Genomic DNA, 25590 nt, shown 5'->3' on the forward strand with positions numbered 1-25590 from the left:
TATGGCGGCATGCGTTTCGGGGCGGTCTCGCTGCGGGCCGGCGCGGCCTATGCGTGGAGTGATCTCGACGTGACCCGCCGGGTGACACTGCCCGGGATCTCCGATGTGCTGCGCTTCGATGGCCGCAGCGCGACCGCCCAGGCCTTCGCCGAGATCGGCTACGCCCTGCCCTACGGGCCGGTCTCGTTCGAGCCCTTCGCGCAGATCGCAGCCGTCACGGTCCGCACCAGCCGCGACGCCGAGACAGGTGGCCCGACCGCACTGCAGGTACTCGGCCGGGATCAGCGCCTCGGCTTCTCGACGCTCGGCCTGCGGGCCGAGATGCAGCTCGGCGCGACGCCGCTGCTGGCCCGCGGCATGCTCGGCTGGCGCCATGCCTTTGGCGACACGACGCCCGCAGCCAAGCTCGCCTTCCTCGGCGCAGCAACGCCGTTTCAGACTTACGCCGCCCCGCTTGCCCGCAACGCCCTGGTGGCCGAGGCCGGCCTCGCCTGGCGCGCAACCGCGACCACCACGCTCGGCGTCAGCTACAGCGCCGCGATCAGCGACAAGGCCCTGGCGCCGTGATCTCGGCAGGCTTGGCTGCCTCGCTACCAGCGGTGACGAGGCGGGCTATCCAAATCTCGCCATCCGAATAATAGGGATCGCCCTCAGCGTTGCGGCCAGTCAGCGTCGGGCCAATGCCCTTCATCTGATCGATGCCGACCACCATGCGAGCTCTGTTCAGCCCCTCGATCAGCCTCTTGCGCTCTTCGTCGATAGCGGGGGCAATGCGGTGTGTAACCTGTCCGGTGTCGCGGCTGAGCGTGACCCCGCTGTCAAATGTTGCCGAGCCGAGCCAGACAGGACGCGTATCAGTTCCGTTTGCAAGCGCCTGCCAGAGCCGCACATGCTCACGACGATCGGCACTGCCGCCCGCGGGCCTTTCAAACGCCAGGTCCTCGCGTCGTCCTTCGAAGTAGAGAGGGCTGACCGGCGCGGTCTTGTAGGGCCTGTCGAGCAGGACGCTCCCGATGATTTCCAGGCTGGTCCGCAGGGTGACCGGATCGGCGGGATACCAACTGGCCGCATGAAACGCACGCACGACATCGTCACGCGTTCCGATCAGGCCGACATTGATCGGATCGCCCGGGATGCCCTGCGCATTCGCGGTCAACATCGTCCGTGTTGACAGCTCCGGCTCTCGCTCGATGCGCGTCCAGACCGCGGGCAGAATGAGATAGCTGACGCCGAGATAGAGAATGAGGGTCGCAGCAAGGAGCTTCACAGCTCGCCGCTTCCTTCGCCTCTCCGTCGTCGGTTCGGTCATAGGGGCACCGGACATCGTCTCGGCCTGGATTTCCAGGTCATCATCCGACGGTTCATGACCGGAGGGAAGAATGATACGAAAGCCGGGCTGGGATTGTTGACTGGGATCAGGGAGCCCGAACCGGATCGGCGACGATTACGCCATGCTTGACGACAAGGTCGACATGGCTCTTCGCTTCGGCCGCCATCCCCAATCACGGCGGTCGAGGGCGCTAGAAAGCCGTTGCAGCTTCGCCGAAGGTCAGTGAATACCGGACAGCGGGCTTTGCTGAATGCGGCGCGGCCCCCCGCTGCTTCAATCCAATCTTCTCCGCAACCCGCAGGGAACCGAGATTCTCGCGGTCGATCTCCGCAACAACCTCCGAGAGCTTCAGCACCTCGAAGGCGTGGGTCAGAACGGGTCGCGCGGCTTCCGTGGCCAATCCTTGACCCCAGAACCGCTGGCGAAGCCGCCAGCCAATCTCGATGTCCGGTCCGACTGCGTCGACGGGAATCAAGAGCACCCATCCGACGAAAACGGCAGGCTCCTGGCGCAGCACGATCGTCCAGTAGCCCATGCCTGGCAGCCACGGGCCGGACGTCCGATTCTCGATGAATTCCCGGTGGGCGGATGGGTCGGACCATGGACCGCTGACGAAGCGGGTGACCTCCGGCTCACGATCCATGAAGAAGCAATCATTGGTGTCGGCCAGCGTACGCGGACGAAGCAAGAGTCGTTCGGTCTCGAAGGTGTTGCAGGCACCGGCGCCGGTAACGATCATGTCGTGAGGCATCCCGCAGTCCGGTTCCGTACATTGGCCGCCCGCGTGGCCAGCGTAACTTCGCCTTCTCCCATAGCGCGACCGCCTTTGGCTTGCCATTGCGAACTGCCCCATGGAAAAGCCGGTGCGATGATGACGACGACTGACCAGACCATCGAGATTACGGCGCTGAGCGAACGGCCACATTTCCGCGAGGCGGTGTCCGACCGGATCTGGAAGGCATGGTGGCGCGACGAGGGATACCTCCTCGAGCAGATCGACGACCGCGTTCGGCAAAGCCTCGGACCCGAAATCATCCCGGCTGCGCTTGTCGCTGCCGCGGGCGAACGGTTTCTCGGAACGGTGTCGTTGATCGACAACGATATGGACGAACGGCCCGGGTACAGCCCCTGGATTGCGGCGCTGTGGGTCGATCCCGCGCATCGCCGACGGGGCGTAGGAGCGGCACTGGTGCGGGCCGCGGCGGCAAGGGCCTTCGAGGCGGGCTTTCCAACGGTCTATCTCTGCGCGACGCCTGACAACACGCCCTTCTACTTTCCCCTGGGCTGGCAACAGATCGAGGCGAATGTCGCGGGCCTGAACATCCTCTCGCTCTCACGATAAGGCCGGGCGCCAGGGCCCCTCTCCCCCTTCGGAGGTTGATCGCGCTCAGAGGCGATCTGGCTGATCTGCACTCAAAGCGGGACTCCATCAGGCGTGCTCCCGTCCCGTCCAGCGAGATCGGGAGCTTGCATGCCTCCGCAAAGAAAAAGCCCGACCAGATGGCCGGGCTTCCCGAAACTCAATGCTATCTGCCCGCATCGCGCCGCTATGAGGCGGCGCGGCAGCAGGCCGGGTATCACTTAGCGGCCGGGGTGACCTTGGCGACGATGCCTTCGAACGGCTTGTAGGCGTCCTTGGCCAGGGCGCTGTAGAGCTCGCCCATCTTGGTCATCTGGGCAACGGCGCCCTCGAACGAGGTCTTGATGAAGTCGGCCTGGATCTCAAGCGCCTTGTCGAGCGTCTTGACGCCAGCCAGCTTCTCGATGGCGGCAGTGCCGGCCTCGAAGGACTTCTTGGCATAGTCGGTGGCTTCGACGGCAATGGTCTGCACGCCCTTCGAGGTGACGCCGAAGGCCTTCAGAGCCGCATCAACGTTATCCTTGGAAGCCTTCTGGATCGTCTCGAACTGCTGGATCATTCTTCCCACAACGCGTTAGCGTTGCCTCCTTGCTGGCGAGCCCGTAGGCCCTGTTTCCACGCCCCAAGGCCTGATGAAACTGTTCACCACCGGGGACTTCCTGTATATTGTGCAGCGCAACATAAAAGTCAAGGCCGCGCTGCAATGCATCAAACGCTAGGTAATGCCATTCCGCCCGGAGCCCATCCGGGAGCGGGATCGGATCACGATCTTTCGCCGTTTAACGGCTCCGTAACCCCATCATCCTAACCTTCCCAACTGTGTCCTTCGCGCCACGTCGCCAGACGCCGCGGAGACCGGGGAACAGTAGTACTGGGTTGAGGCGGGTTGCATGAGTTCTGGTAGCGTTGGTTCCCGGCGCGTGCGTCTTCGCGCACTTGTCGGACTGATCGGTGTTGTCGCCGTCGCGCTCAGCGTGGCCGCGTCCCCTGCCGAGGCCGCACGCAAGAAGCGGCGCCATGTGGGCGGTGGCTATACACCGCCCTATGCGGCGATGGTCGTCGACGTGAAGAGCGGTCGCACGCTGCACGCGGCGAATGAGGATGCCCCGCGCATCCCCGCCTCCCTCACCAAGGTCATGACGCTCTATCTGCTGTTCGAGCAGCTCGAGCGCGGCCGCTTCAACATGAACTCCGAGCTGACGGTCTCGTCCTACGCGGCACGTCAGGCGCCTTCCAAGATCGGCTTCGCGCCCGGCGAGACGATCGAGGTGCGCGACGCGATCATGGCGCTGATCACCAAATCGGCCAATGACGTCGCCATGGCGGTCGCGGAGAATGTCGGCGGTTCCGAGGACGAATTCGCACGGATGATGACGGCGCGCGCCCGCTCGCTCGGCATGAGCCGGACCAGCTTCTACAATCCGCATGGCCTACCGCATAATCCGCCGAACCTGACGACGGMGCGCGATCTCACCATTCTCGCCCGCGCGATCCAGGAACGCTTCCCGCGCTATTACCCGATGTTCTCGACCCGCGTGTTCAACTATGCGGGCGGCGCCTACCGCAACCACAACAAGCTGCTCGGCCGCGTCGAGGGCGTGGACGGCATCAAGACCGGCTACACCAACGCTTCGGGCTTCAACCTGATGACTTCGGCCAAGTCGGACGGTCGCCAGATCGTCTCGGTCGTGCTCGGCGGCCGCTCCGGCGCCAGCCGCGACAAGATCATGGCCGACCTGGTCGCCGCCAATCTGCCGCGCGCCGCGGCCGGCGGGCGGTCCGCCCCGATGGTCGCCGAGGCCGAGCCGGCGCAGGAGCGTCCGCATCAGGCGACCCAGGTTGCCGCGGCTCCCGTCCAGCATGCGGCCGCCAGCGAGCCCGCGCCAAGGCCGGTGCCGCGTCCGCGCGTCGAGAGCGAGCCGGAAGTCCCGGCGGCTGCCCGCGCCTATGCCGCAACCACCACCACACCGATCGCGCCGCCGCGCCCGATCAATCTCGGCGCTCAGCCGCTGCCGCTCTCCGGTATGCGTCCGGTCACCGCGACGACGACGCCCTCGGCCATGCGCTGGTCGATCGGCGCCCCGCCGGTTGATGGCAAGATCCTGCGCCCACCGGCGAATGTCGATGTCACCTCGTCGATTGCAAAGGTTGCCGAACCTGAAGAAAAGCCCGTCGCCCGGGCTCCCGAGCCCGCCAAGGTCGAACTGCGCCAGCCTGAAGTCGCCCCGGCCATCGCCCAGGCCAAAGCTCCCTCTGCCGGCACCACGACGCTCGCCAAGGCCCAGGACAGCAACAAGGCGAGCGATGCGCGCAGCGGTTCAACCGCGATCCCATCCGGCAAATGGGTGATCCAGCTCGGCGCCACCGATGACGAAGCCAAGGCCAAGGATATCCTGGCCAAGGCCCGCGCCAAGGCCGCAGGCCCGCTCGCCGAGGCATCCCCCTTCACCGAGAAGGTCGAGAAGGGCGGCACCACGCTCTTCCGCGCCCGCTTCGCCGGCTTCGAGGATCCGAAGGACGCTCAGAACGCCTGCGCCAAGCTCAAGCGCGACGGCTTCTCCTGCTTCGCGATCCGCGGCTGAACGAACTGGGAAAGGACCTCAGCCATGTCGTTCCAGCCCGGAATCTCACTTCAGCAGAGCATCCTTGGCCTGATTGACGCGAGCAGCAAGCCCGCTGGTGCCTCCGGCGTCCGGGTGGATCCGCTTCATCAGGGCTCGATGGGCCTCGCGGACCGCCTCCTCGCCCGCCCCAGGCTGAAGCCCCAGGATCTCGTAGGCCTCCTGTTGCGTCATCGCGCCCGGGCGCGTCGCGCCGCCCTGCCCCGCGTCGCGGTGACCATCAGCGTGTTCACGCCAGCCGGGCGTCCGGCGGTCGAGATAAGCCTCTAGCAGCCGCGCTCCCTCCGGGTCCTGCGCCAGGCAGTCCCGCATCAGACGGGCGATCTCGTCGAGGCTCAGCGCATCGAGATCGCGGCCGGCGAAAGCGCCGGCCTTGACCTTGCCGGTCATGCCGCCGCTGTCATGGTCGAGTTCCATCTCCAGCAATGTCGACGAGACGCGCGAGCGCGCGCCCGGTGTCTCCCGGGCCCCGCCGCTCCAGGGAAAGCGCATTCCGCCGGGCCCATAGGCACTCCAGCCGAGGAGCCAGGCTCCGATACCGCCGACGAAGATCGCCATGTCGAGCCGGCCTCGCAGCATCATGAGAGCCGCCACGCCAAGCGAGAGAACGCCACCCAGCGTCTTCAGCGCCTTCGCCAGCAGTTGCGGATTGGCCCCGGTGAAGAGCTTCGAAACCCACCAGAGCAGGATCACGACGGCGATGCCGTAGAGCAGCGTCACCGACGGCCTCCATCCATGGCGGCGAGCAGGCCCTTCACGGCGGGGCTCGCACCGGCAAGCTTCAGCATCGCCTCGCGTCCTCCGCTGGCATAGGCGGCAGCGCCGCGCAGCAGATCGAGCAGCGAGCCCGGCGCAGTCGCGTCGAAACGCGCATAGGCGCCACCGGTCAGCCGCGCGATGGAGGCGAAGGCAGCGCTTGCCGCAGGATCGCCCCCCTCCTGGAACATGAAGCCGCGAATGCCGCGCAGGCCGAGTTCGCCGGCAAGGGTGGCAAGCGTGTCGACATCCTCCTCCATCGCATCGCCGACGAAGACGAAGGCGCGCACCGGCACTGCCCTGGCCTCGTCGCGGACGTGCCTGAGCACACGCGAGATCTGGGTCTGCCCGCCTTCGCAGGCAATTTGCGTCATCAGCCCGGTCAGGCGGCGCGGTTCGCCGATCCAGCCCGAGGCGCGGCATTCGGCAAAGCCGCGGAAATAGACGAGTTGCACAGCGAGCCCGCCGGAGCCGGCCGCGACCTCGAACATTCTTGCCTGCAGGGAGCAGGCGAGGTCCCAGGTCGGCTGACGGCTCATCGTGGCGTCGAGCGCGAAGACGAGCCGACCGGCCTGCCCGGTCGCAAGCGGTGCGAGCTGCTTGGCGGCGCCGAGGAACCTGTCGATCTCTCCCGGCGCGGAATGGCCGGCCTGTGGCGCATTGGGCGAAACGCCCGCCGCCTTGCCTACAGCCTTGTCGGTCTCTCGCGTCATCAGGGTCCCGGGCGCATCACGCTGCCAAACTCGAATCCAAACCTGATATTGGCCATCGCTCCGGCATTTGCTACCCGTCTCCGGCCGATGGAGAGAGAACCGATGACGCAGGTGGCGGTGGTGGAGACGGTCCGGGACCTGCGCCGGGCGGTGGCGGGCTGGCACGCAGCGGGCGAAAGGGTCGCCTTGGTGCCGACCATGGGCGCCCTGCATGAGGGCCATATCGCGCTGGTGAAGCTGGCGCAGCAGCATGCGCGCCGCGTTGTCGTCTCGATCTTCGTCAATCCGACCCAGTTCGCCCCGCACGAAGACTTCAAGAAATATCCCCGCACATTCGACACCGACCGCAGCCTGCTGGAAGCGGCGCAGGCGGACGCGATCTTCTTCCCCTCGGTCGAGGAGATGTACCCRGCGGGCTTCGCCAGCCGCGTGCTGCTGCTCGGCCCGGCCGCCGTCGGCCTCGACGATCGCTTCCGCCCGACGCATTTCGAGGGTGTCGCAACGATTTGCTGCAAGCTGTTTACCCAGAGCCGGGCTGATTGCGCCGTCTTCGGCGAGAAGGACTACCAGCAGCTCAAGGTGGTGACGCGGATGGCGGCGGACCTCGATCTCGGCATCGAGATCATCCCCGCGCCGACCCATCGCGAGCCGGATGGCCTCGCGATGTCCTCACGCAACCGCTACCTCTCCCCTGAGGAACGCGCGCTGGCGCCCGTGCTCCACCATGTCATGCAAAACCTTGCCATGCGCATCCGCAACGAGGACCCGCTCTTCCAGGCGGTCGGCCAGGCGCAAAGCGAGATCATCACCGCCGGGTTCGAGCTCGACTATCTCGAGGCCCGCCACGCCGAGACGCTGGCCCCGGTCACCGGCCTGGCCGACGGCCCGATCAGGCTGCTGGTGGCGGCGCGCCTCGGCGGAACGAGGCTGATCGACAATATTTCCGTGTGACGGGCTAACCCGGACCCCGAGCAGCCCTTGGGGGCGCAGCCGGCCGCTCCGCGAGAGAACGCCAGCCTAGAGCAGTCCCAACCCAGCCAGTTCGCGCCGCATCTCTTCGGGCATCTCGGCAAGGTCGCCGCCATGCTGGCCGATGTCACGCGGGGCGTCCTTGGGCTGCAGGTAGCGCCAGCCCTGGAAGGGACGGAACGGCCGGGGCTCGACCGGGATCACCACCGGCTCCATCACCAGATGGCAGCGCCCGATCCCCTCGCCATCGGTAAAAGGCCGGATATCCGTCAGTCGCTGGCGCGCCGAGATCTGCCCCTTGATCACCCAGTAGAGCGAGCCGCCATCGACGATCTCCTCGATGCGCTTGGGCACCATGCGGGTGGTATGGGTCTGCTCTTCCCAGCGGCCGAGCCGGCGCATCAACGCCATCTGCTCCTCGACCCATTCCTCGAGATCGCGAATGGATTCGGCGCCGACGCAGAGTTTGAGCATGTGCAAGGCCATGGCCGCATATTAATCCCCCCTGGCGAACCGGGCCAGCGTTGCCGGAGTTTCTCCACAGAGGCTGGATCGCCCGCTCTCAGCCGTCTCCGGGCTCTGCTTGCGCTGACCCGGGATKACGACAGCCGAGAGACGCGATACCTCAGTACCGGGAGAAGGAGACCCAGAACATGCGTGGACTTGCCGGCAAGGCTATTCTCGTTACCGGAAGCACATCGGGCATCGGCTATGCGATGGCTGAGCGTCTCGTCGCCGAAGGCGCCAAAGTCCTGGTTCATGGCCAGGACGACGCACATGTGGCGGCCGCCTGCGCCAAGCTCGGAGCCTCCACGCAAGGCGCGGCTGGCGACCTCGCCGAGCCCGCCACCGCCCAGGTGCTCGTCGACGCCACCGTCGGGGCCTTTGGCCGCATCGACGGGCTGGTCAACAATGCCGGCATCTATCCACGCGGCGTCATCGGCGAGACCACGGCCGCCTTCTTCGACCATGTCTTCGCGATCAATACCCGCGCCCCGCTTCTGTGCGCCGAGGCGGCGATCGCCGCCTTCCGCCTGCAGAAATCCGGAGGCGCCATCGTCACTGTCGGTTCGATCAACGCGCTCTGCGGCCAGAGCGACCTGACGGTCTATTCCATGTCGAAGGGCGCATTGACGACGATGACGCGTAATCTCGCCGATGCGCTCGGGCAGGAACGCATCCGGGTCAACGCATTGAATGTTGGCTGGACCTTTACGGCGAACGAGGACGCGACCCAGCAGCGCGAGGGGCGCGAGCCGGGCTGGCAGAACCATGTTTCGCCGGTCTTCGCCCCGACGGGCCGGATCATGCAGCCCGACGAGATCGCCGCCCACACAGCGTTCTGGCTCTCCGACGACAGCGCGCCGGTCTCCGGCCAGATCTACGAGGTCGAGCAATATCCGCTGATCGGCCGCAACCGCACGCAGACGACCTGAGAGACCATGCCGGACTATGACTTCGCGCCCCATCTCGCACGCTGGGGCCTGGTGCCCGACGGCGTGCCGATCGTCACCCATAGCAGCCACCTTCTCCCTGTCAGGCATCGCGGCGCACCCGCCATGCTGAAGCTGCCGGAGGCGCCCGACGAGCGCCTCGGTTATTTGCCGCTGGAATACTGGGCTGGCGAGGGGGCGGCACGGCTGCTCGCCCGCAGCCCGACCGGCGACGCCATGCTGCTCGAACGCGCGACCGGCCAACGTTCGCTTTCGGCCATGGCTCGCAACAGCGCCGCTGCCGACGACGAGGCGACGGCGATCCTGTGCGAAGCGATCGCGGGATTGCACAAACCGCGCGGCCCGGCACCGGCCGGCCTCATTCCGCTCGAAACCTGGTTTGCCGACCTGTTTCCGATGGCCTCGCAGCGGGGCGGCATCCTGGCGCGCTCTGCTGCGGCGGCGACCGAATTGCTCCCGGCGCAGCGCGAGATCGTGCCGCTGCATGCCGATCTCCACCACGACAACGTGCTCGATTTCGAGTCGCGCGGCTGGCTCGCCATCGACCCGAAATGTGTGCTCGGCGACCGCGCCTTCGAGTACACGATCCTGTTCTGCGATCCCGATCTCTCGGACCCCGATCCGCCTGTCGCCATCGTCCCGGGGCGTTTCGAGCGTCGGCTGGAAATCGTTCTGGAGAAATCGGGGCTGGAACGCCGCCGCCTGCTGAGCTGGCTCCTGGCCTGGTGCGGATTGTCGGCCGCCTGGTTCCTCGGCGACGACGACCCGCTTGCAGAGATCAATCTTGCCGTCGCGGAAAAGGCTGCGGCGCTCCTCGATGAAACCTAGAGCCGGCCCAATTCTCGGCTGGCACAAGGCTATCCCGCTGAAGCGCGGCGGTGGCATCAACGATGGCGGGCCAGCAACGCTGGGATAACCGAAATCAGTTGGAGCCCTACTCTCCCAGCACCACGACCTTGGCGCCCTCGGCCACCTGTGCCCCCGGCTGACCGGCAACTTCAGTCACGGTGCCGTCGCGCGGAGCCGTCAGCACATGCTCCATCTTCATCGCCTCGACGATCGCGAGCCGCTGGCCCTTGGTGACCAGCTCGCCGGGCTGGACGAAGAGCGCGATCAGCTTGCCATGCATCGGCGCCTTGATGACGCCCCCAGACCCCGCGGCGGCGTCGAGATCGACCGCAAACGGATCGTAGAGCGAAACCGTCGTCTGCCGCCCGCGGTGCAGCGCGAACCAGACGCCCCGCTCGGCCTGCGCCAGCGTGATCTCGTGCTCGCCCTCATCGATCTCATGGCCAGGCAGGCTGACGCGCGCACCGTCTTCATGCCACTCGATCCGGGCATCGATCCGTTCGCCGTCGACTGAGAGCGGCAGGCCAAGCGGCTGGCGCGGCATCAGCGAGAAGGCATCGGGAACGACCCAGGGCGAAAGCGCCCCGCCCTCATGCGCCGCCGCTGCAACGAGGCCGGCCTCCTGGCGCTGCTCCTCGAGCTGCAGCGCGGCAGCAGCTACCGCAGCGGCATCAAGCGGCTGCGGCACGGCACCCAGCGCATCGAGATTACGATCGATGAAACCGGTATCGAATGGCCCCTGCCGGAAGCCCTCGGCCTCCGCGAGATGCTTGAGGAAGGCAAGGTTGGTGCGCGGCCCGGCGACGATCGTTTCGCCCAGCGCCTGCGCCAGTCGGTCGAGCGCCTCATTGCGATCGGCGCCATGGGCGATGACCTTGGCAATCATCGGATCGTAGAACGGCGTCACCGTGTCGCCGGCCTCGACGCCCGTATCGATGCGGATGCCTTCCCCCTCGGTGAACTGCAGCGCCCAGAGCTTGCCGGTCGACGGCAGGAACCCCTTTTCGGGATCCTCGGCATAGAGCCGCGCTTCGACGGCATGCCCATTCGCCTGCACATCGGACTGGGTGAAGCCGAGCGGCTCGCCGGCCGCCACCTTGAGCTGGAGCTCGACCAGATCGAGCCCCGTGATCGCCTCCGTGACCGGGTGCTCGACCTGCAGGCGCGTATTCATTTCCATGAAATAGAAGCGGTCGGCCCTCAGGCCTTCCCGCCCATCCGCAATGAACTCGACCGTGCCGGCGCCGACATAACCGACAGCGCGCGCCGCCTCGGTGGCTGCCTTGCCCATCGCCGCCCGGACCTCGGCGCTCATGCCCGGAGCCGGGGCCTCCTCGATCACCTTCTGGTGCCGGCGCTGCAGTGAGCAATCGCGTTCGTAGAGGTGGACGACATTGCCATGACTGTCGCCAAAGACCTGAATTTCGACATGGCGCGGCGAGAGCACGTATTTCTCCACCAGCACGCGGGCATCGCCGAAGGCGCTCTTGCCTTCACGCTGGGCGCTGGAGAGCGCGTCGGCGAAATCCTCTGGCCGATCGACCTTTTTCATGCCTTTGCCGCCGCCACCCGCGACCGCCTTGATCAGCACGGGATAGCCGATCACTTCGGCTTGCCCCGCGAGGAAGCCGACATCCTGTTCGGCGCCGTGATAGCCCGGGACCACCGGCACCTTCGCCTTCTCGACCAGCGCCTTGGCTGCATCCTTCAAGCCCATGGCGCGAATGGCCGAGGCCGGCGGACCGACGAAGACGATGCCGGCAGCGGTGCAGGCATCGGCGAAATCGGCATTCTCGGAGAGGAAGCCGTAGCCCGGATGGATGCAGGCAGCATTCGCCTGCCTGGCAACGGCCAGGATCTTCTCGGCGTCGAGATAGCTTTCGCGGGCCGGCGCAGGACCGATCCGATAGGCCTCGTCCGCCATCTCTACGAAGAGCGCATCCTCATCGGCGTCGGAATGGACCGCGATGGTGCGCAGGCCCAGGCGCCTGGCTGTCCGGATGACGCGGCAAGCGATCTCGCCGCGATTGGCGATCAGGATGGAAGGCAGTTTCTCGGCGATCGTCATGGGCCGCGTCCTTTGAACGTCTGCCCCGTTATAGCAATCCGCACGGCGATGTCTGCGCGCCATTGCGCATCTGCGGATGCGCGGCTCGTCGCGCTTACGCCTCCTCCCCGCTTTGGGAGGAGGCGCAGCCGACTGACCGATCGCGAGGCAACAGAGCAGCCCTTTCGATAGCTTCGTTGCGCTCCAAGGGAAGACCCGCCTAACTCAGCACTCCGAGTCGGCGGCCGAGTTTCAGCGTGACCGTAGCTCCGACCAGCAGCGCCACACCAAAGATCCAGCCGGAGACTGCGCCTGCCGATACGCCCGAGAGCAGCGTGCCGACCGTGCAGCCAAGCCCGACCAGTGTTCCCCAACCGAGGAGCACGCCACCCAGAATCCCACGCAGGATCTGTGGCGGACGCGGCAGGCTCGGCCTGAACTCGCCCGAAGCGAGCGCAGCGCAGAAGGACGCCAGCACAAGGCCGATGACGAACAGACCGTTCGGCGTCAGCAAGGCGTCACGGATCACCGTGGCGCAGCCGCGAAAGCTGTCGAGGCCTTCCAGCCGCTCCGGCAGCAGGTCGAAAGCGTTCGCCACCTGCCGTGAGCGCGAGCCGAGTTCGGCCGTGACGCCGAGCGGGCTCAGCCGCAGATAGGCTGCTATGCCGACGAGGCCGAGGAAGAGACCGCCGAGCCAGGACGGCCAGCGCGCGACGAAGACCTGATGCAAAGGGGCTTGTGACTCCGCTTCGGTCCCGCCGATCGGCCGCCCTACCCGCAACAGCACGAGCGCCAGCGCGGCCAGCGCGCCAAGGCCACCGAGCAGCGCGCCGGCATAGCCGAGATGGCGCGGCAGCCAGAGCACCGCGGATTCCGAGATGCTGAGCAGGTAGAGTTCGTTCCAGCTCAGGAAACCGAACCCGAAGCCAAGCCCGGCCCCGATCAGCGCGAAGGGCGCGGTCGGCKAGCCTTCGCCCAGTCTGTACCAATGGGCACTGATGCAGGAGCCGGAGATCGCCATGCCGGCGCCGAAAGCCAGGCCCGCCAGAACCAGTACAGGACCGACCGGACCGATATGGGCCGTCGGCGGCAGCCGTGCCCCCGACGGGTCGGGCAGCCAGGCTCCGAAGATCAGGGTATAGCCGACGATGCCGACCGCAAGCGCAGTCAGGATACCGAGCAGACCGCGCGGGTCGCGCCGGTCGAGCCAGTCCCGCCAGATGCAGAGGAAGCAGAAGCGGGAGCGCTGCAGCACGAAACCGAAGACCGCGCCGAGGATCAGCGAGAGCTGCAGTTGCGGTGCCGGGTCGCCATGGGTTCCGACGAGATGGATCGCCCCGGCGAGCACCAGGACGACGGCCGTCGCGGCCACGAAGCGCGCAGGCGGGAACTGCAGCTCATCGGCAGCAATCCCGCCCGAGGCGGCTTCGCGCGCCCGCTGATAATCGAGCGCGCCAGTGTCGTCGGACATGCTCATGGATGCTGCCCGGGCAGACTCGCCAGCCTGGCGCTCACTTGCCGCTCCAGACCGTGCCCGCCGGGTTATTGATCGGCAGGCCGACGACATTGCCGTACTCAGTCCAGGAACCGTCATAATTGGCGACCTGGTAGCCAAGCAGGCGCGACAGGATGAACCAGCTATGGCTCGATCGCTCGCCGATCCGGCAGGTCGTGATGATCGGCTTCGAGCCGTCGATGCCGATCTCGGCATAGAGCTTCCTCAGCTCCTCGACCGGCTTGATCGTGCCATCAGCCTGGTTGACTGCGCGTGCCCAGGGCAGGTTGACGGAGCCTGGGATATGGCCGGCGCGGAGCGCCAGTTCCTGGAACCCAGCCGGTGCGATGATCTTGCCCGAGAACTCGTCGGGCGAGCGGATGTCGAGGATGCGGGCATCGGACTTCCTTTCGACGACATTCACGACATCCGTCAGCCGCGCGCGCAGCGTGCGGTTGGGTTGGGAGACGGTGAAGCCCGACGCCTTGACCGGTGCCGGACTGGTCGCGACCGGGCGCTTCTCCAGCTCCCATTTCTTGCGGCCACCATCGAGCAGCTTCACGTTGTCGCGCAGGCCGTAGATGTCGAACACCCAGGCGCCCCAGGCGGCGAACCAGTTGTTGCTGTCGCCGTAGAGAACGACCGTCGTATCCTTGTCGAGGCCGAGCTTGCGGGCCAGCGCCTGGAATTTCTCAGGTGTCGCGATATCCCGTGACACGGTCTCGACCAGATCGGTGTGCCAGACGACGTTCTGCGCCCCCGGGATATGGCCGCGTTCATAGAGCCCAGGCTCGACGCTGACCTCGACGATCCGAAGCGTCGGATTCGCGAGGTTCTGCTCGAGCCATTCGGTCGTCACCAGCGGACCGCCATTCGCCCAGGCAGCCCCGATCGATGCGAGCCCCCCCAGCACCGAACCGAGCACCCATCCCAGTCGCGTCTTCCCAGCCATATCGCCTCAACTCCGTCCATTTGATCGAGAAATCGGGAGGGAGATCGTCGCCGCCAGGGCCGCGCAAGAACAGCCGAACAGGATTTTTTTGTTTGCCGGGTGCGGACAAGAACCGTCCCCCGGCGCCTGCCGTAGGGGAAGATCCTTCCGAAAGGCCCGTGTCAGGCTTCCGCTGGGAGGGTTTTGTCCTGCGGCACCCGGGCAGCTTTCCAGATCGCCCAGGTCGCCTGGAAGCAGATGCCGGCCACGATGAGGTCGAACAGATATTCCGGCCAGCGCACCGGGGCGACGCGGGCGACGAGACCAAGCAGCGCAAAGCCGGTGGTCGAGATCACGTCGTTGCGGCTGGAGAGCCAGGTCGCCTTGATCACCGGATTGGTCTCGCGGCGGAAGCGCCAGAGCAGCGCGACGATCAGGATGGCGATGACGATCGCGCTCGCCGCGGAGAAGCCGAGCGTCCAGATCTCGATCAGCCTTGGGCTGACAATCTTGTCCCAGAGGTCGTAGAGCGTGTGGATACCGGCGACCGCCATGACCGCCCCGATACCGAGCGCGGCCCAGCGCTCGGCCCGCTCGTCACGGCCGAAGACCAGCGCGGCGATGCCGTAGAGCAGGACGTCGTAGACCCAGTCGACGCCGTCCTTGAGCAGTTGGGCGTTGCCGATGCCGTGCGCCCAGAGCACGACATGGGCGGCGAACAGGAAAATGCCGAGCGCGATGCCCCAGATGGTCAGGCGATAGGCGCGGGCCATGCGTGCCTGCGCCTTGCTGTCATGGCCGGGCCCGCCCCGACCTTCCATGTCTTCAAACGGCGTGTTCGTCTCGAACGCGGACATGCAAGGCGCTCCTCAAGGCCGGCATCCCACTGTCCTGCAACGAGCTGGCGACGCAAGGCGTCATGACCGGGACAGGCCCAGCCGTGACGCCGAGAGATCAGCCGCGCCCGACCAGCGGCGCCTTGGTCGCCATCACGGTGACGAACAGCACATTGGCCTCGATCGGCAGGCTCGCCATGTGCAGAACCGTGGAGGCGACATGCGCCACGTCCATCACCGCCTCAACCTTGATCGAGCCGTCGGCCTGCGGCACGCCGGTCGTCATCTTCTGCGCCATCTCGGTCAGTGCATTGCCGATATCGACCTGGCCGACCGCGATGTCGTATTTGCGGCCGTCGAGCGATGCGGTCTTGGTCAGGCCGCTGATCGCGTGCTTGGTCGCGGTATAGGCGGCCGAGTTCGGGCGCGGCACCTGCGCCGAGATCGAGCCGTTGTTGATGATGCGACCGCCGCGCGGGCTCTGGTCCTTCATCTGCTTGAAGGCCTCCTGCGTGCAGAGGAACGGCCCGGTCAGGTTGGTGTCGACCACCGCCTGCCACTGCTCCAGCGAGAGATCCTCGAGCAGGATTCCGCCCGGTGCATTGACGCCGGCATTGTTGAACAGCACGTCGAGGCGGCCAAAAGTCTCCTTCGTCCTGGCAAAGAGGTTCTTCACGGAAGCCTGGTCGGTCACATCGGTCGAGACGGCGAGCGCCTGCGCGGCCGGGGCGCCCGAGAGCTTGATCGTCTCCTCCAGCGCGTCCACCCGACGCCCGGCGAGGACCGTGCGATACCCGTCCTTGAGGAAGGCGATCGCGACGGCGCGGCCGACGCCCGAACCCGCACCGGTGATGATGGCGACCTTGTTGTGCCCAGACATGCGTATCCTCGCGTTTCCCGTGATTTCAACCGTTTCAGGCGGCCGGACCATAACAGCGTATGCAGTATGCGGAACAGGGTTTGGCGCAAGCCCGTCCCCGCCCTTTCGCTTGCCAAGGCCCGCGGCTGACATAGTCTTGTAGCGAGGGAGGATGCATGATGACCAGCCTGAGCCGCCGCCGTTTCATCGCCACCGGAGCGGCAACGCTTGCAACTGCCCCCGCACTGGCCCAGCAGCCGGGCCACGAGCACCATGGCGGCGCCTATGAGCGGCTGAACCAGCCCGGCCGCATCGACCGGCCGGAACTTGCAAAGACGCAGAACGTCTTCGATTCCCCTGCCCCGAAGGCCGCCAACCCCGGCCGCTGGCAGGCGAAGGCGCCGCTGCCGATGCCGCGCTCGGAAATGGCCTGGGCGACGGCGCATGAGGGCAAGATGCACATCGTCGGGGGGTATGCCGAGCAGCGCGTCGACCGCCCCTATCACCATGTCTACGAGGCAGCCTCCGACCGCTGGAGCGATGCCGCTCCGTTGCCGCTAGGCGCCAACCATGTCGGCGTCGCCTTCCTGGACGGAAAGCTCTACGCGATCGGCGGCTTCCTGGAGCAGAATCGCAAGCCGCATCCGCGCTGCTTCGTCTATGATCCGGCGAGAGACAGATGGGCCGAGATCAGGTCCCTGCCGCGCCCCGTCGGCTCGGCGGCGATTGTTGGCCTGGGCGGTCGGTTGCATGTCATTGGCGGCGCCATCGGCGAGACGACCGACACCAAGAAGTCGATCGACTGGCACCTKACCTACGATCCCAAGGCCGACAACTGGGAGAACCGCGCGCCGTTGCCGACCGCCCGCGACCACACCGGCACGCTCGCCATCGCGCCCCTGATCCATGTCATCGGCGGCCGCGTCGACTCCTTCCACACCAATTCGAACCTGCACCACGCCTATGACCCGGCGACCGACAAATGGACGCCGCGCAATCCGCTGCCAACAGCCCGCTCCGGCCACGGCGCGGTGCTCTACCGCGGAAAGGTCTTCGTCATGGGCGGCGAAGGCACCAACCGCGTCTTCGGCCAGATGGAGGCCTATGACCCCGTTGGCGATGCCTGGGAGCAATACGCTCCAATGCCAACGCCCCGCCACGGGCTCGGCGCTGCACTGGTCGGAGACGCCATCCATGTCGCCGGCGGCGGCCCGATCATGGGCGGCGGCGTCCAGAGCGCCGTGCACGAGGCATTTGTGCTGGGCTGAGCCCCTGGCGGCCAGCGCTCCCGCCTCACATCCGGAAGACGCCGAAGCGGGTCTCCGGCACTTCGGCATTGAGACAGGCGGAGAAGGCCAGCGCCAGCACGCGGCGCGTCTCGGACGGAAGGATGATGCCATCGTCCCAGAGCCGCGCGGTGGCGTGATAGGGCGAGCCCTCATCCTCGTATTTCGCGCGGATCGGGGCCTTGAAGGCCTCTTCCTCCTCGGCCGACCAGGACTTGCCCTCAGCCTCGATATTGTCGCGGCGGACGGTCGCGAGCACGCTCGCCGCCTGCTCGCCGCCCATCACCGAGATACGGGAGTTGGGCCAGGTGAACAGGAAACGCGGTGAATAGGCGCGCCCGCACATGCCGTAATTGCCGGCGCCGAAGGAGCCGCCAACCAGTACGGTGATCTTCGGCACGCGGGCCGAGGCGACTGCCGTGACCAGCTTGGCGCCGTCCTTGGCAATGCCGCGCGTCTCGACATCGCGGCCGACCATGAAGCCGGTGATGTTCTGCAGGAAGAGCAGCGGAATGCGACGCTGGCAGCAGAGCTCGATGAAATGCGCGCCCTTCAGCGCGCTCTCCGAGAACAGGATGCCATTATTGGCGATGATGCCGACCGGCATGCCGTGGATGCGGGCAAAACCGGTGACCAGCGTCGTGCCGTAGAGTCGCTTGAACTCGTCAAATTCGGAGCCGTCGACGAGCCGGGCGATGACCTCGCGGATGTCGTATTGCTTCTTCAGGTCGGTCGGCACCACGGCCTCGAGCTCGGCGGGGTCGTAGAGTGGCTCCCTCGGCTCGGCGATGTCGATATCGGGACGCTTGACGCTGTTCAGGTTGGCAGCGATGCGGCGCGCAATCGCGAGCGCATGGGTGTCGTCGCCGGCATAATGGTCGGCGACGCCGGACAGCCTCGCATGGACATCGGCGCCGCCAAGGTCCTCGGCCGAGACAACCTCGCCGGTCGCCGCCTTCACCAGCGGCGGGCCACCCAGGAAGATCGTGCCCTGCCGGCGCACGATCACCGTCTCGTCCGACATCGCCGGCACATAGGCGCCGCCGGCCGTGCAGGAGCCCATGACGACGGCGATCTGCGGAATCCCCTCCGCCGAGAGCGTCGCCTGATTGTAGAAGATCCGGCCGAAATGCTCGCGATCGGGGAAGACATCGGTCTGGTGTGGCAGGTTGGCACCGCCGGAATCGACGAGGTAGACGCAAGGCAGCCGGTTCTCGCGTGCGATCTCCTGCGCCCGCAGATGCTTCTTCACCGTCATCGGGTAATAGGTGCCACCCTTGATGGTGGCGTCGTTGCAGACGACCATCACCTCGCGGCCGGCAACGCGACCGATCCCGGCGATCATGCCTGCGCCGTGGATCTCCTTGTCATACATCTCGAAGGCGGCCAGCGCCCCGATCTCGAGGAAGGGCGAGCCCGGATCGAGCAGGCGCAGCACCCGCTCCCGCGGCAGCAGTTTTCCACGAGCGGTATGGCGCTCCCGCGACTTGGCATTGCCGCCGAGCGCAGCGGCCGCGCGGTGCCGGGCCAGCTCGGCACGCAGGCCGTCCCAGGCCTCGGCGTTGGCGCGCGTCTCGGCCGAGTTGAGATCGACCTTGCTCTCGATGACCGCCACGGCACGCTCCCTTAAGCGAAGAAGTCCTCGCCGGGTTATGGCGCGCCACGCGAAAAACGCCAACCGGCGCGGATGCGCAGGGGCGCGAGCGCAAATCCGCCCGCTCTCAGCGCGCCACCGCAGGGGCAGCCACGGCGCCGATCGCGCCCCCCGCAACCGCTCCGATCGGCCCGCCGATAAGGGCCCCCGTGCCGGCGCCCGCAGCCGCGCCGGCGATGATCTTGTCGTTGGTGGTGCAGGCACCCAGCACGACCGCGCAGGCGGCCGCGAACATCACTGTCCGGATCATCTTCGTCCCCGTTTCCGATTCATCCCACCGCGGGAGGTTGGCCGGCTTTGGTCAACGGATGGTGAACGAAGGATGAAGAGCCTTAGTCGAGGCTCAGGCGAGAACGGTTGCCCCGAAGATCCTCTCGAACTCGGCACGCAGCATCGAATCGACCTCCGGAAGCGTCACCGGCAACCCGAGATCGACCAGCGAGGTCACGCCCTGGTCACTGACGCCGCAGGGCACGATTCCCCCGAAATGCGACAGCTCCGGCTCGACATTCAGCGAGATGCCGTGGAACGAAACCCAGCGCCGGACGCGGATGCCGATGGCGGCGATCTTGTCCTCGCTATCCGCTCCTTTCTCGGGCCGGCGCACCCAGACGCCGACACGGTCCTCGCGCCGCTCGCCGCGGACATTGAAGCGCTCAAGCGTGCCGATCAGCCAGGCTTCGAGGGCGGCAACGAATCGCCGGAGGTCGGGATCGCGACGCTTCAGGTCGAGCATGACATAGGCCACCCGCTGGCCGGGACCGTGATAAGTGAACTGCCCGCCCCTGCCGCTCTGATGCACCGGAAAGCGTTCGGGCTCGATCAGATCGGCCTCGCGGGCCGAGGTGCCGGCGGTATAAAGCGGCGGATGCTCGATGAGCCAGACGCGCTCGCGGGCCTTGCCGTCCGCGATCAGCGCCGCGCGCGCGTCCATCTCGGCGACAGCTTCGTCATAGCCGACAAGCCCCCCGGCATGGACCCATTCGACGGGCTCGGAGCCCGGCTGCGGCAGGAATGAAACCGCAAGCGTCTCACGTGTCTTCACGGTGCATTAACTCTGTTTGTTCAACGATCGCTAACCGGCTACCGCCTGTCGCCGGCAGGCTCATGCGCCGAAGCCGGCCGGCAGGCAAGTTTCGTTGGTTGAATTCGCAAGTAGGGTTTCGGAGGCAGGACTTGAAGGCCGATCTCGATCTCGTTTCGGTAGAGCTCACCGTGGTTCTGGGCTCGACTCAGATGCCGATCTACAAATTGCTGCGCATGGGCCGCGGTGCGATCATCGAGCTCAACGCCACCGAGAACGACGAAGTCCAGATTCTCGCCAACAATCACCCGTTCGCCCGCGGCAACGTCGTGGTCAGCGGTTCGCGCATCTCTGTCGAGATCACCGAGCTCCTGAAGCGCCCCACGGTCTTCAGCGCGCAGACCATTGCCGAGGCCGCCTGAAAAGGATTTCAAAGTTTTCCACACAACGAGCTTGTCGCGGCGGATTCGATTTGTTAGACCCGCGCCGCTCCGGAGTTCACCGCCTCACCGCGGTTTTCTCTTAKCCGCTGCGGTCATGGCGGAATTGGTAGACGCACTACCTTGAGGTGGTAGCGGGGAGACCCGTGGAGGTTCGAGTCCTCTTGACCGCACCAAATTCAGGCTGATGCCTTGAAACGGCGACCCTCGCGGGTCGCCGTTTTGGTTTTCGGCCCTGCCGGCCATGAAACGTGAGGTCGCCGCGGCGCGTTGCCAGCACAGTCCACGGCTGACACAAGAGGCCCTTCCCTCGAATCCAAGCCCTTTCCTCAAATCGTGGAGTCGGACCGATGGTCGAAGCCGAAAACGCTCCCGACGAATCCGCCACCCGCAGGATTCGCGACGAGGATGGCGCGATTGATCCCGCGCTGGTCGAACAGGTCTCGCAGGCCGTCCTGCTCTCGGACGTCACGACGTTGCGCGGCATCGTTGCCGACATGCACGAGGCCGATCTCGGCGCATTGCTGGAAGCCCTCGACGCCGACGAACGCCCGCGCCTGATCTCGCTGCTCGGCTCCTATTTCGACTTCACGGCGCTGACCGAAGTCGACGACACCGTTCGCGAGGAAATTCTCGAAGAGCTCTCGGCCGAGACCGTCGCGGAAGGCGTACGCGAACTCGACACTGACGACGCGGTCTACATTCTCGAGGACCTCAACGAGGCGGACAAGCAGGAGGTCCTCGACAAGCTCACGCCCTCCGAGCGCATCGCCCTGCAGCAGGGCCTGGATTATCCCGAGGACACGGCCGGCCGGCGCATGCAGAGCGAGGTCATCGCCGTGCCGCCCTTCTGGACCGTCGGCCAGACCATCGACTTCCTGCGCGACACCGCAGACCTGCCCGACCGATTCTTCGAAATATTCGTGGCCGACCCGGCCCATCATTTCGTCGGCACGGTGCGGCTGGACCGACTGCTGCGCAACCGGCGCCCCGTGGTGATTTCGCAGCTGCTGGAAGAGGACCGGCGGGTCGTCGAGGCGACCGACGAACTCGAGGACGTGGCGCGGCTGTTCCAGCGCTACAATCTTGTTGCGGCACCGGTGATCGATGCGACCGGTCGTCTCGTCGGCGTGCTGACCATCGACGATATCGTCGACGTCATCGAGGAAGCCGCGGACGAGGATGTGAAACAGCTCGGCGGCGTCAATCCCGACGAAGAGCTCTCGGACCCGGTCCGGAAGATCATCTGGAGCCGCTTCAGCTGGCTCTTCGTCAACCTGATGACCTCGTTTCTCGCCGCCGCGGTGATGAGCCTGTTTGAGAATCAGCTCGCAAAAGTCGTGGCGCTGGCGATCCTGGCGCCGATCGTAGCGAGCCAGGGCGGCAACGCCGCCACTCAAACCATGACGGTCGCTGTCCGCGCCCTGGCCACGCAGGAGCTTGGCGCCTGGAATCTGCGGCGCTTCTTCACCCGCGAACTGGTCGTCGGCCTCGTGAATGGCTTCGGCTTTGCCGTGATCACCGGCGCCATCGCCGCCGCCTGGTTCGGGAGCGCGGGCCTCGGCGCCGTCATCGCGATCGCGATGGTCGTCACCCTGATCTCGGCCGCCATTGCCGGCGTCCTCATTCCACTGGCACTCGACAAACTCGACATCGATCCGGCGATTGCGTCCGGAACCTTCGTCACGACGGTCACCGACGTGGTCGGCTTCTTCGCCTTTCTGGGGATCGCCACACTTCTGCTCGGCCTGGGGTGACGAAAGCAAAAACTTCGGTAACGTAAACCGGGCGTCAAGTTTTCTCCGCAATTCTCCGCGAGATGATCGCCCGTCGCATGTCCCGCCTCCGTTCAGCCCCATTTCTCGCCGTCGCCGTCGCCGCGCTCGCGGTCCTTGGCGGCTGCGTGGCGTTCGAGGGCCGATATCCGCAGAAGGGCGATGCCCGGCCGCATCCCGGCGTCGCGAGCGCCCTGAACTATGCCGTCCAGGGCATCGATATCTCGCGCTGGCAAGGCGAGATCGACTGGGCCGCGGTCAAGGGCGCCGGCACCCGCTTCGTCTACATGAAGGCKACGGAGGGCGGCGACCACATCGACCCCTCCTTTCTGCGCAACTGGGAAGGCGCGCGCCGGGCCGGCGTGCCGCGCGGAGCCTACCACTTCGTCTTCTGGTGCCGCCCCGCCCATGAGCAGGCAGTCTGGTTCAAGCAGCATATCCCGAACGACCCCGGCGCCTTGCCGCCGGTGCTCGATGTCGAGTGGAATGGCCATTCCAAGACCTGCCCGCAGAAGATCGACCGCTCGCTGGCACTGGAGAAGATCCAGCTGATGCTGACCGAGCTCGAGCAGCTCACCGGCAAGAAGCCGATCATCTATACCGACATCACCTTCCATAAGGACGTGCTGGAAGGGCAGTTCAACGAATATCCCTACTGGATCCGCTCGACGGCAGCGAAGCCCKAGACACGCTACGAGAACCGCCCCTGGGCCTTCTGGCAATTCACCACGACCGGCCGCGTGCCGGGCATCAGGGGCGATGTCGACCGCAACGCGTTCTTCGGCGACGAAGAGCAGTTCATCGGCTGGATCAACGGCGAGTTCGACATCGGCCGGAGGCAGTGGACCAAGCGGCGCGCCTCTCCGGCGCAACCCAGCCCCAGCATCGTCAATGATCCGGAATTCGAGCCTCCGGTCAGCCAGGCTCCGCCCGCCCCGGTCATACCCGGCGCGCTGCAGCCGGTGCCGTCCTCGCTGCAGATCGGCGGATAGCGGGCGCGCCGGTTAACCAACCCTGAAATCATCCGCTCGCATCCGAGCGAACGCTTACCGCGCCTTAACCACGACTGCCGCACCACTGTTTGCATGCAGGAGGGGCGGATGCCGGCGCGTATGAAGACCGATTACAAGGGACTGCGGTGCTTTCTTGCAGTTCTCGGCCTTGCACTCGGCTGCTCCGGCCCTGCCCTCGCGCTCTATCCCAAGAAGGGCGACGCCTCGCCCCATCACGGCGTCCGCGATGCACGCCGCCAGGCTATCCAGGGCATCGACATTTCGCGCTGGCAGGGCGAGATCGACTGGGCCAAGGTCAAGGATGCCGGCACCCGCTTTGCCTTCATCAAGGCGACCGAGGGCGGCGACCACCTCGACCCCAATTTCCGCAAGAACTGGGAGGGGGCGAAGAAGGCCGGCGTAGCGCGCGGTGCCTACCATTTCGTCTATTGGTGCCGCCCGGCCAAGGATCAGGTGCGCTGGTTCAAGCGGCATATCCCGAAGGACCCGGATGCCCTGCCGCCTGTGCTCGATGTCGAATGGAACGGCGAGTCGGAGAGCTGCGGCAAGAAGATCCCGCGCGAGAAGGCGCTGGCCAAGATCAGCGAGATGCTGAAGGGCCTGCAGGAACACACTGGCAAGAAGCCGATCATCTATACCGACATCACCTTCCACGAGGATGTGCTGGAAGGCGAGTTCAACGATCATCCCTACTGGCTGCGCTCAACCGCGGCCCCACTGCGCCATCGCTATGAGCGTAGCAAATGGGAATTCTGGCAGTTCACCACCACAGGACGCGTGCCCGGCATAACCGGCGATGTCGACCGCAACGCGTTCTTCGGGTCCGAGCGGGAATTCGCAGCCTGGCGCGAGGGCCGTTTCGACATCGGCGCCCGGAAGTGGCGGGGTGGCGAGCCGAAGGTTGCCGGCAACCGCGCACCTGCGACATCGGCCGGCTCCAAGGCGCCGCAGGCTGCCGGAGGCGCGACGCTCAAGATGCTGCCTCCCGCGCGCGTCCCGGGCAAGGCGACCGCCAACCGTGATCCACAAGTGACCGGCTCTCTCGCCCGCGATTGACTTTGCGGCACCCGCTGCGCTGTCACGAAGCTGTCATGAGACGCGCGCCCTGATCCCGGGCAGCGCAACCTCTGATGAGAAATCGCCCGCCAGGGCGTGGCCGGAATGCTCCATGATCTGCAATCCCGGGCCGGGTTCGTCTGGGTCTACCATTTTGATTCCGACGGCCGTGCGCATCTCCTTCCTCGCCGCGAGATGCCCGACCTTGCCCTCCCCGAGGCCGAGTTCGTCTGGATCCATCTCGATCTCGTGCATGGCCGCGCCAAGCAATGGGTCGCCGATTGCACCGCTCTGCCCGCCGAGGCGCAGACCCTGTTCCTGACCCAGGACGATCACCAGCGCCTCCATCACAATCGTGACTTCGCCTGGGGCATTACCTTCGACCAGATCCGCGAGGTCGACAGCCCCGCCGACGAGATGGGCATGCTGCACTGGATCATCGCCGACCGGTTTCTGCTGACAGGTCGGAGACAGGCCATGCAGGCAACGCGCCTGACGCGCGACGCCTTGGAGGCCGGCTACCGGGCGAGCTCGCCGGTGATGCTGTTCGAGCGCATCATCGAGTTCGTCATCGAGGATGTGGCCGAAGCGGTGATGCAGCTGACAGAGGACACCGACTCGATCGAGGACCATGTCATCGACGAGCGCGTCAGCGACGAGGCTCGCCGGTTAGGGTTGATCCGCCGGCGGACGGTGAGGCTGCACCGCCAGCTCAACGGCCTGCACCAGCTCTTCCGTCGCTTCTCCGAAAATGCCTCGACACGGGCTGCGCCGGAGACCGTGAAGAGCGCCGCCAGCCGCCTGCTGCAGCGCGTCGACACCATGCTGACCGACGTCCAGATCGTGCAGCAGCGCGCCCGCCTGCTGCAGGACGAGATTGCCTCGCGCCTGACCGCCCAGACCAACAGCCATCTCTATGTGCTCTCGATCCTGACCGCGACGCTGATGCCGGCGACGCTGATCACCGGCCTGTTCGGCGTCAACACCAAGGGCCTGCCCTTCCTCGAGAACGAATGGGGCTTTGTCTATGTCGTGATCCTGTGCGCCCTGGCAGCGCTCAGCGTGTATCTACTGCTCAAGCGCCGCGACATGATCCACTGAGCCCGGGCGGGCTCCTGATGC

Annotated in this window: 26 protein-coding genes and 1 tRNA gene; 13 read left to right on the forward strand and 14 right to left on the reverse strand. The window is 66.2% G+C overall.

All coding sequences use genetic code 11. The features are described 5' to 3' along the window. Positions 1 to 567 (forward strand): autotransporter outer membrane beta-barrel domain-containing protein (locus AC1DIO_RS27530; RefSeq protein ID WP_476854389.1); only part of this gene is annotated, 567 nt, incomplete at its 5' end. Here AC1DIO_RS27530 and AC1DIO_RS27535 read toward each other — a convergent pair. After that, positions 542 to 1267 carry an LssY C-terminal domain-containing protein gene (locus AC1DIO_RS27535; protein ID WP_476854390.1) on the reverse strand — a complete coding sequence of 242 codons (726 nt, stop codon included), beginning with the start codon at positions 1265 to 1267 and terminating at the stop codon, positions 542 to 544. The genes AC1DIO_RS27530 and AC1DIO_RS27535 overlap by 26 nt on opposite strands. A gap of 253 nt (positions 1268 to 1520) precedes the next feature. Then, complete coding sequence (locus AC1DIO_RS27540) at positions 1521 to 2069, reverse strand: GNAT family N-acetyltransferase (protein WP_441493238.1); 549 nt, start codon at positions 2067 to 2069, stop codon at positions 1521 to 1523. Positions 2070 to 2198: 129 nt separating this feature from the next. On the opposite strand from AC1DIO_RS27540, the gene AC1DIO_RS27545 reads away from it, so the two are divergent. Next, entirely contained in the window at positions 2199 to 2672 is a 474-nt protein-coding gene (locus AC1DIO_RS27545) for a GNAT family N-acetyltransferase (protein WP_441493239.1), read from the forward strand. 235 nt (positions 2673 to 2907) lie between these two features. On the opposite strand, the gene AC1DIO_RS27550 is transcribed toward AC1DIO_RS27545, so the two are convergent. After that, complete coding sequence (locus AC1DIO_RS27550) at positions 2908 to 3249, reverse strand: phasin family protein (RefSeq protein ID WP_441493240.1); 342 nt, start codon at positions 3247 to 3249, stop codon at positions 2908 to 2910. Between the two features lie 331 nt (positions 3250 to 3580). On the opposite strand from AC1DIO_RS27550, the gene AC1DIO_RS27555 reads away from it, so the two are divergent. After that, positions 3581 to 5272: an SPOR domain-containing protein gene (locus tag AC1DIO_RS27555; RefSeq protein ID WP_476854391.1), complete on the forward strand. Its 1692-nt coding sequence runs from the start codon at positions 3581 to 3583 to the stop codon at positions 5270 to 5272. 45 nt (positions 5273 to 5317) lie between these two features. Here AC1DIO_RS27555 and AC1DIO_RS27560 read toward each other — a convergent pair whose 3' ends face one another. Together AC1DIO_RS27560 and AC1DIO_RS27565 are read right to left on the reverse strand one after the other, a co-directional pair. After that, entirely contained in the window at positions 5318 to 6031 is a 714-nt protein-coding gene (locus tag AC1DIO_RS27560; RefSeq protein WP_441493242.1) for a J domain-containing protein, read from the reverse strand. After that, positions 6028 to 6780, reverse strand: coding sequence for a VWA domain-containing protein (locus tag AC1DIO_RS27565; protein ID WP_441493243.1), 753 nt, complete (start codon positions 6778 to 6780; stop codon positions 6028 to 6030). Before AC1DIO_RS27565 ends, AC1DIO_RS27560 begins: the two co-directional genes overlap by 4 nt. A 102-nt stretch (positions 6781 to 6882) precedes the next feature. Here AC1DIO_RS27565 and panC point away from each other — a divergent pair, with 102 nt between their 5' ends. Further along, entirely contained in the window at positions 6883 to 7731 is an 849-nt protein-coding gene (panC, locus tag AC1DIO_RS27570) for a pantoate--beta-alanine ligase (protein ID WP_441508943.1), read from the forward strand. A 66-nt stretch (positions 7732 to 7797) separates the two neighbouring features. On the opposite strand, the gene AC1DIO_RS27575 is transcribed toward panC, so the two are convergent. After that, positions 7798 to 8235, reverse strand: coding sequence for a DUF1489 family protein (locus AC1DIO_RS27575; RefSeq protein WP_441508942.1), 438 nt, complete (start codon positions 8233 to 8235; stop codon positions 7798 to 7800). Between the two features lie 167 nt (positions 8236 to 8402). Between AC1DIO_RS27575 and AC1DIO_RS27580 the strand changes: the two genes are divergently transcribed. Both AC1DIO_RS27580 and AC1DIO_RS27585 read left to right on the forward strand, forming a co-directional pair. Further along, positions 8403 to 9185: an SDR family NAD(P)-dependent oxidoreductase gene (locus tag AC1DIO_RS27580; RefSeq protein WP_441508941.1), complete on the forward strand. Its 783-nt coding sequence runs from the start codon at positions 8403 to 8405 to the stop codon at positions 9183 to 9185. Positions 9186 to 9191: 6 nt separating this feature from the next. Continuing rightward, positions 9192 to 10031, forward strand: coding sequence for an aminoglycoside phosphotransferase family protein (locus AC1DIO_RS27585; RefSeq protein WP_441508940.1), 840 nt, complete (start codon positions 9192 to 9194; stop codon positions 10029 to 10031). A 106-nt stretch (positions 10032 to 10137) separates the two neighbouring features. Here the strand turns inward: AC1DIO_RS27585 and AC1DIO_RS27590 are convergent, their stop codons facing one another. The 5 genes from AC1DIO_RS27590 to AC1DIO_RS27610 all read right to left on the reverse strand — a co-directional run bounded on the left by AC1DIO_RS27590 (position 10138) and on the right by AC1DIO_RS27610 (position 16241). Then, positions 10138 to 12120 carry an acetyl/propionyl/methylcrotonyl-CoA carboxylase subunit alpha gene (locus AC1DIO_RS27590; protein ID WP_441493248.1) on the reverse strand — a complete coding sequence of 661 codons (1983 nt, stop codon included), beginning with the start codon at positions 12118 to 12120 and terminating at the stop codon, positions 10138 to 10140. A gap of 199 nt (positions 12121 to 12319) precedes the next feature. Beyond that, a complete protein-coding gene (locus AC1DIO_RS27595) occupies positions 12320 to 13570 on the reverse strand; it encodes a YeeE/YedE family protein (RefSeq protein ID WP_476854392.1) in 1251 nt (416 codons plus the stop codon). 40 nt (positions 13571 to 13610) lie between these two features. Further along, on the reverse strand, positions 13611 to 14546 hold the full coding sequence (locus tag AC1DIO_RS27600; RefSeq protein ID WP_441493250.1) for a sulfurtransferase: 936 nt from the start codon (positions 14544 to 14546) through the stop codon (positions 13611 to 13613). A gap of 161 nt (positions 14547 to 14707) precedes the next feature. Continuing rightward, positions 14708 to 15382, reverse strand: coding sequence for a cation efflux transmembrane domain-containing protein (locus AC1DIO_RS27605; protein WP_441508937.1), 675 nt, complete (start codon positions 15380 to 15382; stop codon positions 14708 to 14710). A gap of 97 nt (positions 15383 to 15479) precedes the next feature. Beyond that, positions 15480 to 16241, reverse strand: coding sequence for an SDR family oxidoreductase (locus tag AC1DIO_RS27610; RefSeq protein ID WP_441493252.1), 762 nt, complete (start codon positions 16239 to 16241; stop codon positions 15480 to 15482). Between the two features lie 158 nt (positions 16242 to 16399). Here AC1DIO_RS27610 and AC1DIO_RS27615 point away from each other — a divergent pair, with 158 nt between their 5' ends. After that, positions 16400 to 17488 carry a Kelch repeat-containing protein gene (locus tag AC1DIO_RS27615; RefSeq protein ID WP_441508470.1) on the forward strand — a complete coding sequence of 363 codons (1089 nt, stop codon included), beginning with the start codon at positions 16400 to 16402 and terminating at the stop codon, positions 17486 to 17488. A gap of 25 nt (positions 17489 to 17513) precedes the next feature. On the opposite strand, the gene AC1DIO_RS27620 is transcribed toward AC1DIO_RS27615, so the two are convergent. From AC1DIO_RS27620 to lipB, 3 genes are all read right to left on the reverse strand, one after another. Next, complete coding sequence (locus AC1DIO_RS27620) at positions 17514 to 19121, reverse strand: carboxyl transferase domain-containing protein (protein WP_441508471.1); 1608 nt, start codon at positions 19119 to 19121, stop codon at positions 17514 to 17516. A 106-nt stretch (positions 19122 to 19227) separates the two neighbouring features. Then, positions 19228 to 19410 carry a hypothetical protein gene (locus AC1DIO_RS27625; protein ID WP_113517734.1) on the reverse strand — a complete coding sequence of 61 codons (183 nt, stop codon included), beginning with the start codon at positions 19408 to 19410 and terminating at the stop codon, positions 19228 to 19230. Between the two features lie 93 nt (positions 19411 to 19503). Next, a complete protein-coding gene (gene lipB, locus AC1DIO_RS27630) occupies positions 19504 to 20205 on the reverse strand; it encodes a lipoyl(octanoyl) transferase LipB (protein WP_441493255.1) in 702 nt (233 codons plus the stop codon). 131 nt (positions 20206 to 20336) lie between these two features. On the opposite strand from lipB, the gene AC1DIO_RS27635 reads away from it, so the two are divergent. From AC1DIO_RS27635 to AC1DIO_RS27660, 6 genes are all read left to right on the forward strand, one after another. Then, entirely contained in the window at positions 20337 to 20606 is a 270-nt protein-coding gene (locus tag AC1DIO_RS27635) for a FliM/FliN family flagellar motor switch protein (RefSeq protein ID WP_074471588.1), read from the forward strand. A 109-nt stretch (positions 20607 to 20715) separates the two neighbouring features. After that, positions 20716 to 20800 (forward strand) — tRNA-Leu (locus tag AC1DIO_RS27640). A 174-nt stretch (positions 20801 to 20974) separates the two neighbouring features. After that, complete coding sequence (mgtE, locus tag AC1DIO_RS27645; RefSeq protein ID WP_441493256.1) at positions 20975 to 22381, forward strand: magnesium transporter; 1407 nt, start codon at positions 20975 to 20977, stop codon at positions 22379 to 22381. A 77-nt stretch (positions 22382 to 22458) separates the two neighbouring features. Continuing rightward, a complete protein-coding gene (locus tag AC1DIO_RS27650; protein ID WP_476854393.1) occupies positions 22459 to 23391 on the forward strand; it encodes a glycoside hydrolase family 25 protein in 933 nt (310 codons plus the stop codon). A 108-nt stretch (positions 23392 to 23499) separates the two neighbouring features. After that, positions 23500 to 24468 (forward strand): glycoside hydrolase family 25 protein, encoded by a 969-nt coding sequence (locus AC1DIO_RS27655; RefSeq protein ID WP_441508473.1) that lies wholly within the window; start codon positions 23500 to 23502, stop codon positions 24466 to 24468. Positions 24469 to 24573: 105 nt separating this feature from the next. Further along, positions 24574 to 25569: a CorA family divalent cation transporter gene (locus AC1DIO_RS27660; RefSeq protein WP_441508474.1), complete on the forward strand. Its 996-nt coding sequence runs from the start codon at positions 24574 to 24576 to the stop codon at positions 25567 to 25569. The last annotated feature ends 21 nt before the right edge of the window (positions 25570 to 25590 follow it).

Source organism: Allobosea sp. 05T439, assembly GCF_056396005.1.

Bases quoted from the DNA above. Each gene is read 5' to 3' on its own strand.
- AC1DIO_RS27625 (WP_113517734.1), bottom strand. From the start codon at position 19,410: ATGATCCGGACAGTGATGTTCGCGGCCGCCTGCGCGGTCGTGCTGGGT.
- AC1DIO_RS27585 (WP_441508940.1), top strand. From the start codon at position 9,192: ATGCCGGACTATGACTTCGCGCCCCATCTCGCACGCTGGGGCCTGGTG.
- AC1DIO_RS27610 (WP_441493252.1), bottom strand. From the start codon at position 16,241: ATGTCTGGGCACAACAAGGTCGCCATCATCACCGGTGCGGGTTCGGGC.
- AC1DIO_RS27550 (WP_441493240.1), bottom strand. From the start codon at position 3,249: ATGATCCAGCAGTTCGAGACGATCCAGAAGGCTTCCAAGGATAACGTT.
- AC1DIO_RS27655 (WP_441508473.1), top strand. From the start codon at position 23,500: ATGCCGGCGCGTATGAAGACCGATTACAAGGGACTGCGGTGCTTTCTT.
- AC1DIO_RS27660 (WP_441508474.1), top strand. From the start codon at position 24,574: ATGCTCCATGATCTGCAATCCCGGGCCGGGTTCGTCTGGGTCTACCAT.
- AC1DIO_RS27565 (WP_441493243.1), bottom strand. From the start codon at position 6,780: ATGACGCGAGAGACCGACAAGGCTGTAGGCAAGGCGGCGGGCGTTTCG.
- mgtE (WP_441493256.1), top strand. From the start codon at position 20,975: ATGGTCGAAGCCGAAAACGCTCCCGACGAATCCGCCACCCGCAGGATT.
- AC1DIO_RS27605 (WP_441508937.1), bottom strand. From the start codon at position 15,382: ATGTCCGCGTTCGAGACGAACACGCCGTTTGAAGACATGGAAGGTCGG.
- AC1DIO_RS27545 (WP_441493239.1), top strand. From the start codon at position 2,199: ATGATGACGACGACTGACCAGACCATCGAGATTACGGCGCTGAGCGAA.
- AC1DIO_RS27580 (WP_441508941.1), top strand. From the start codon at position 8,403: ATGCGTGGACTTGCCGGCAAGGCTATTCTCGTTACCGGAAGCACATCG.
- AC1DIO_RS27590 (WP_441493248.1), bottom strand. From the start codon at position 12,120: ATGACGATCGCCGAGAAACTGCCTTCCATCCTGATCGCCAATCGCGGC.
- AC1DIO_RS27540 (WP_441493238.1), bottom strand. From the start codon at position 2,069: ATGATCGTTACCGGCGCCGGTGCCTGCAACACCTTCGAGACCGAACGA.
- AC1DIO_RS27575 (WP_441508942.1), bottom strand. From the start codon at position 8,235: ATGGCCTTGCACATGCTCAAACTCTGCGTCGGCGCCGAATCCATTCGC.
- AC1DIO_RS27600 (WP_441493250.1), bottom strand. From the start codon at position 14,546: ATGGCTGGGAAGACGCGACTGGGATGGGTGCTCGGTTCGGTGCTGGGG.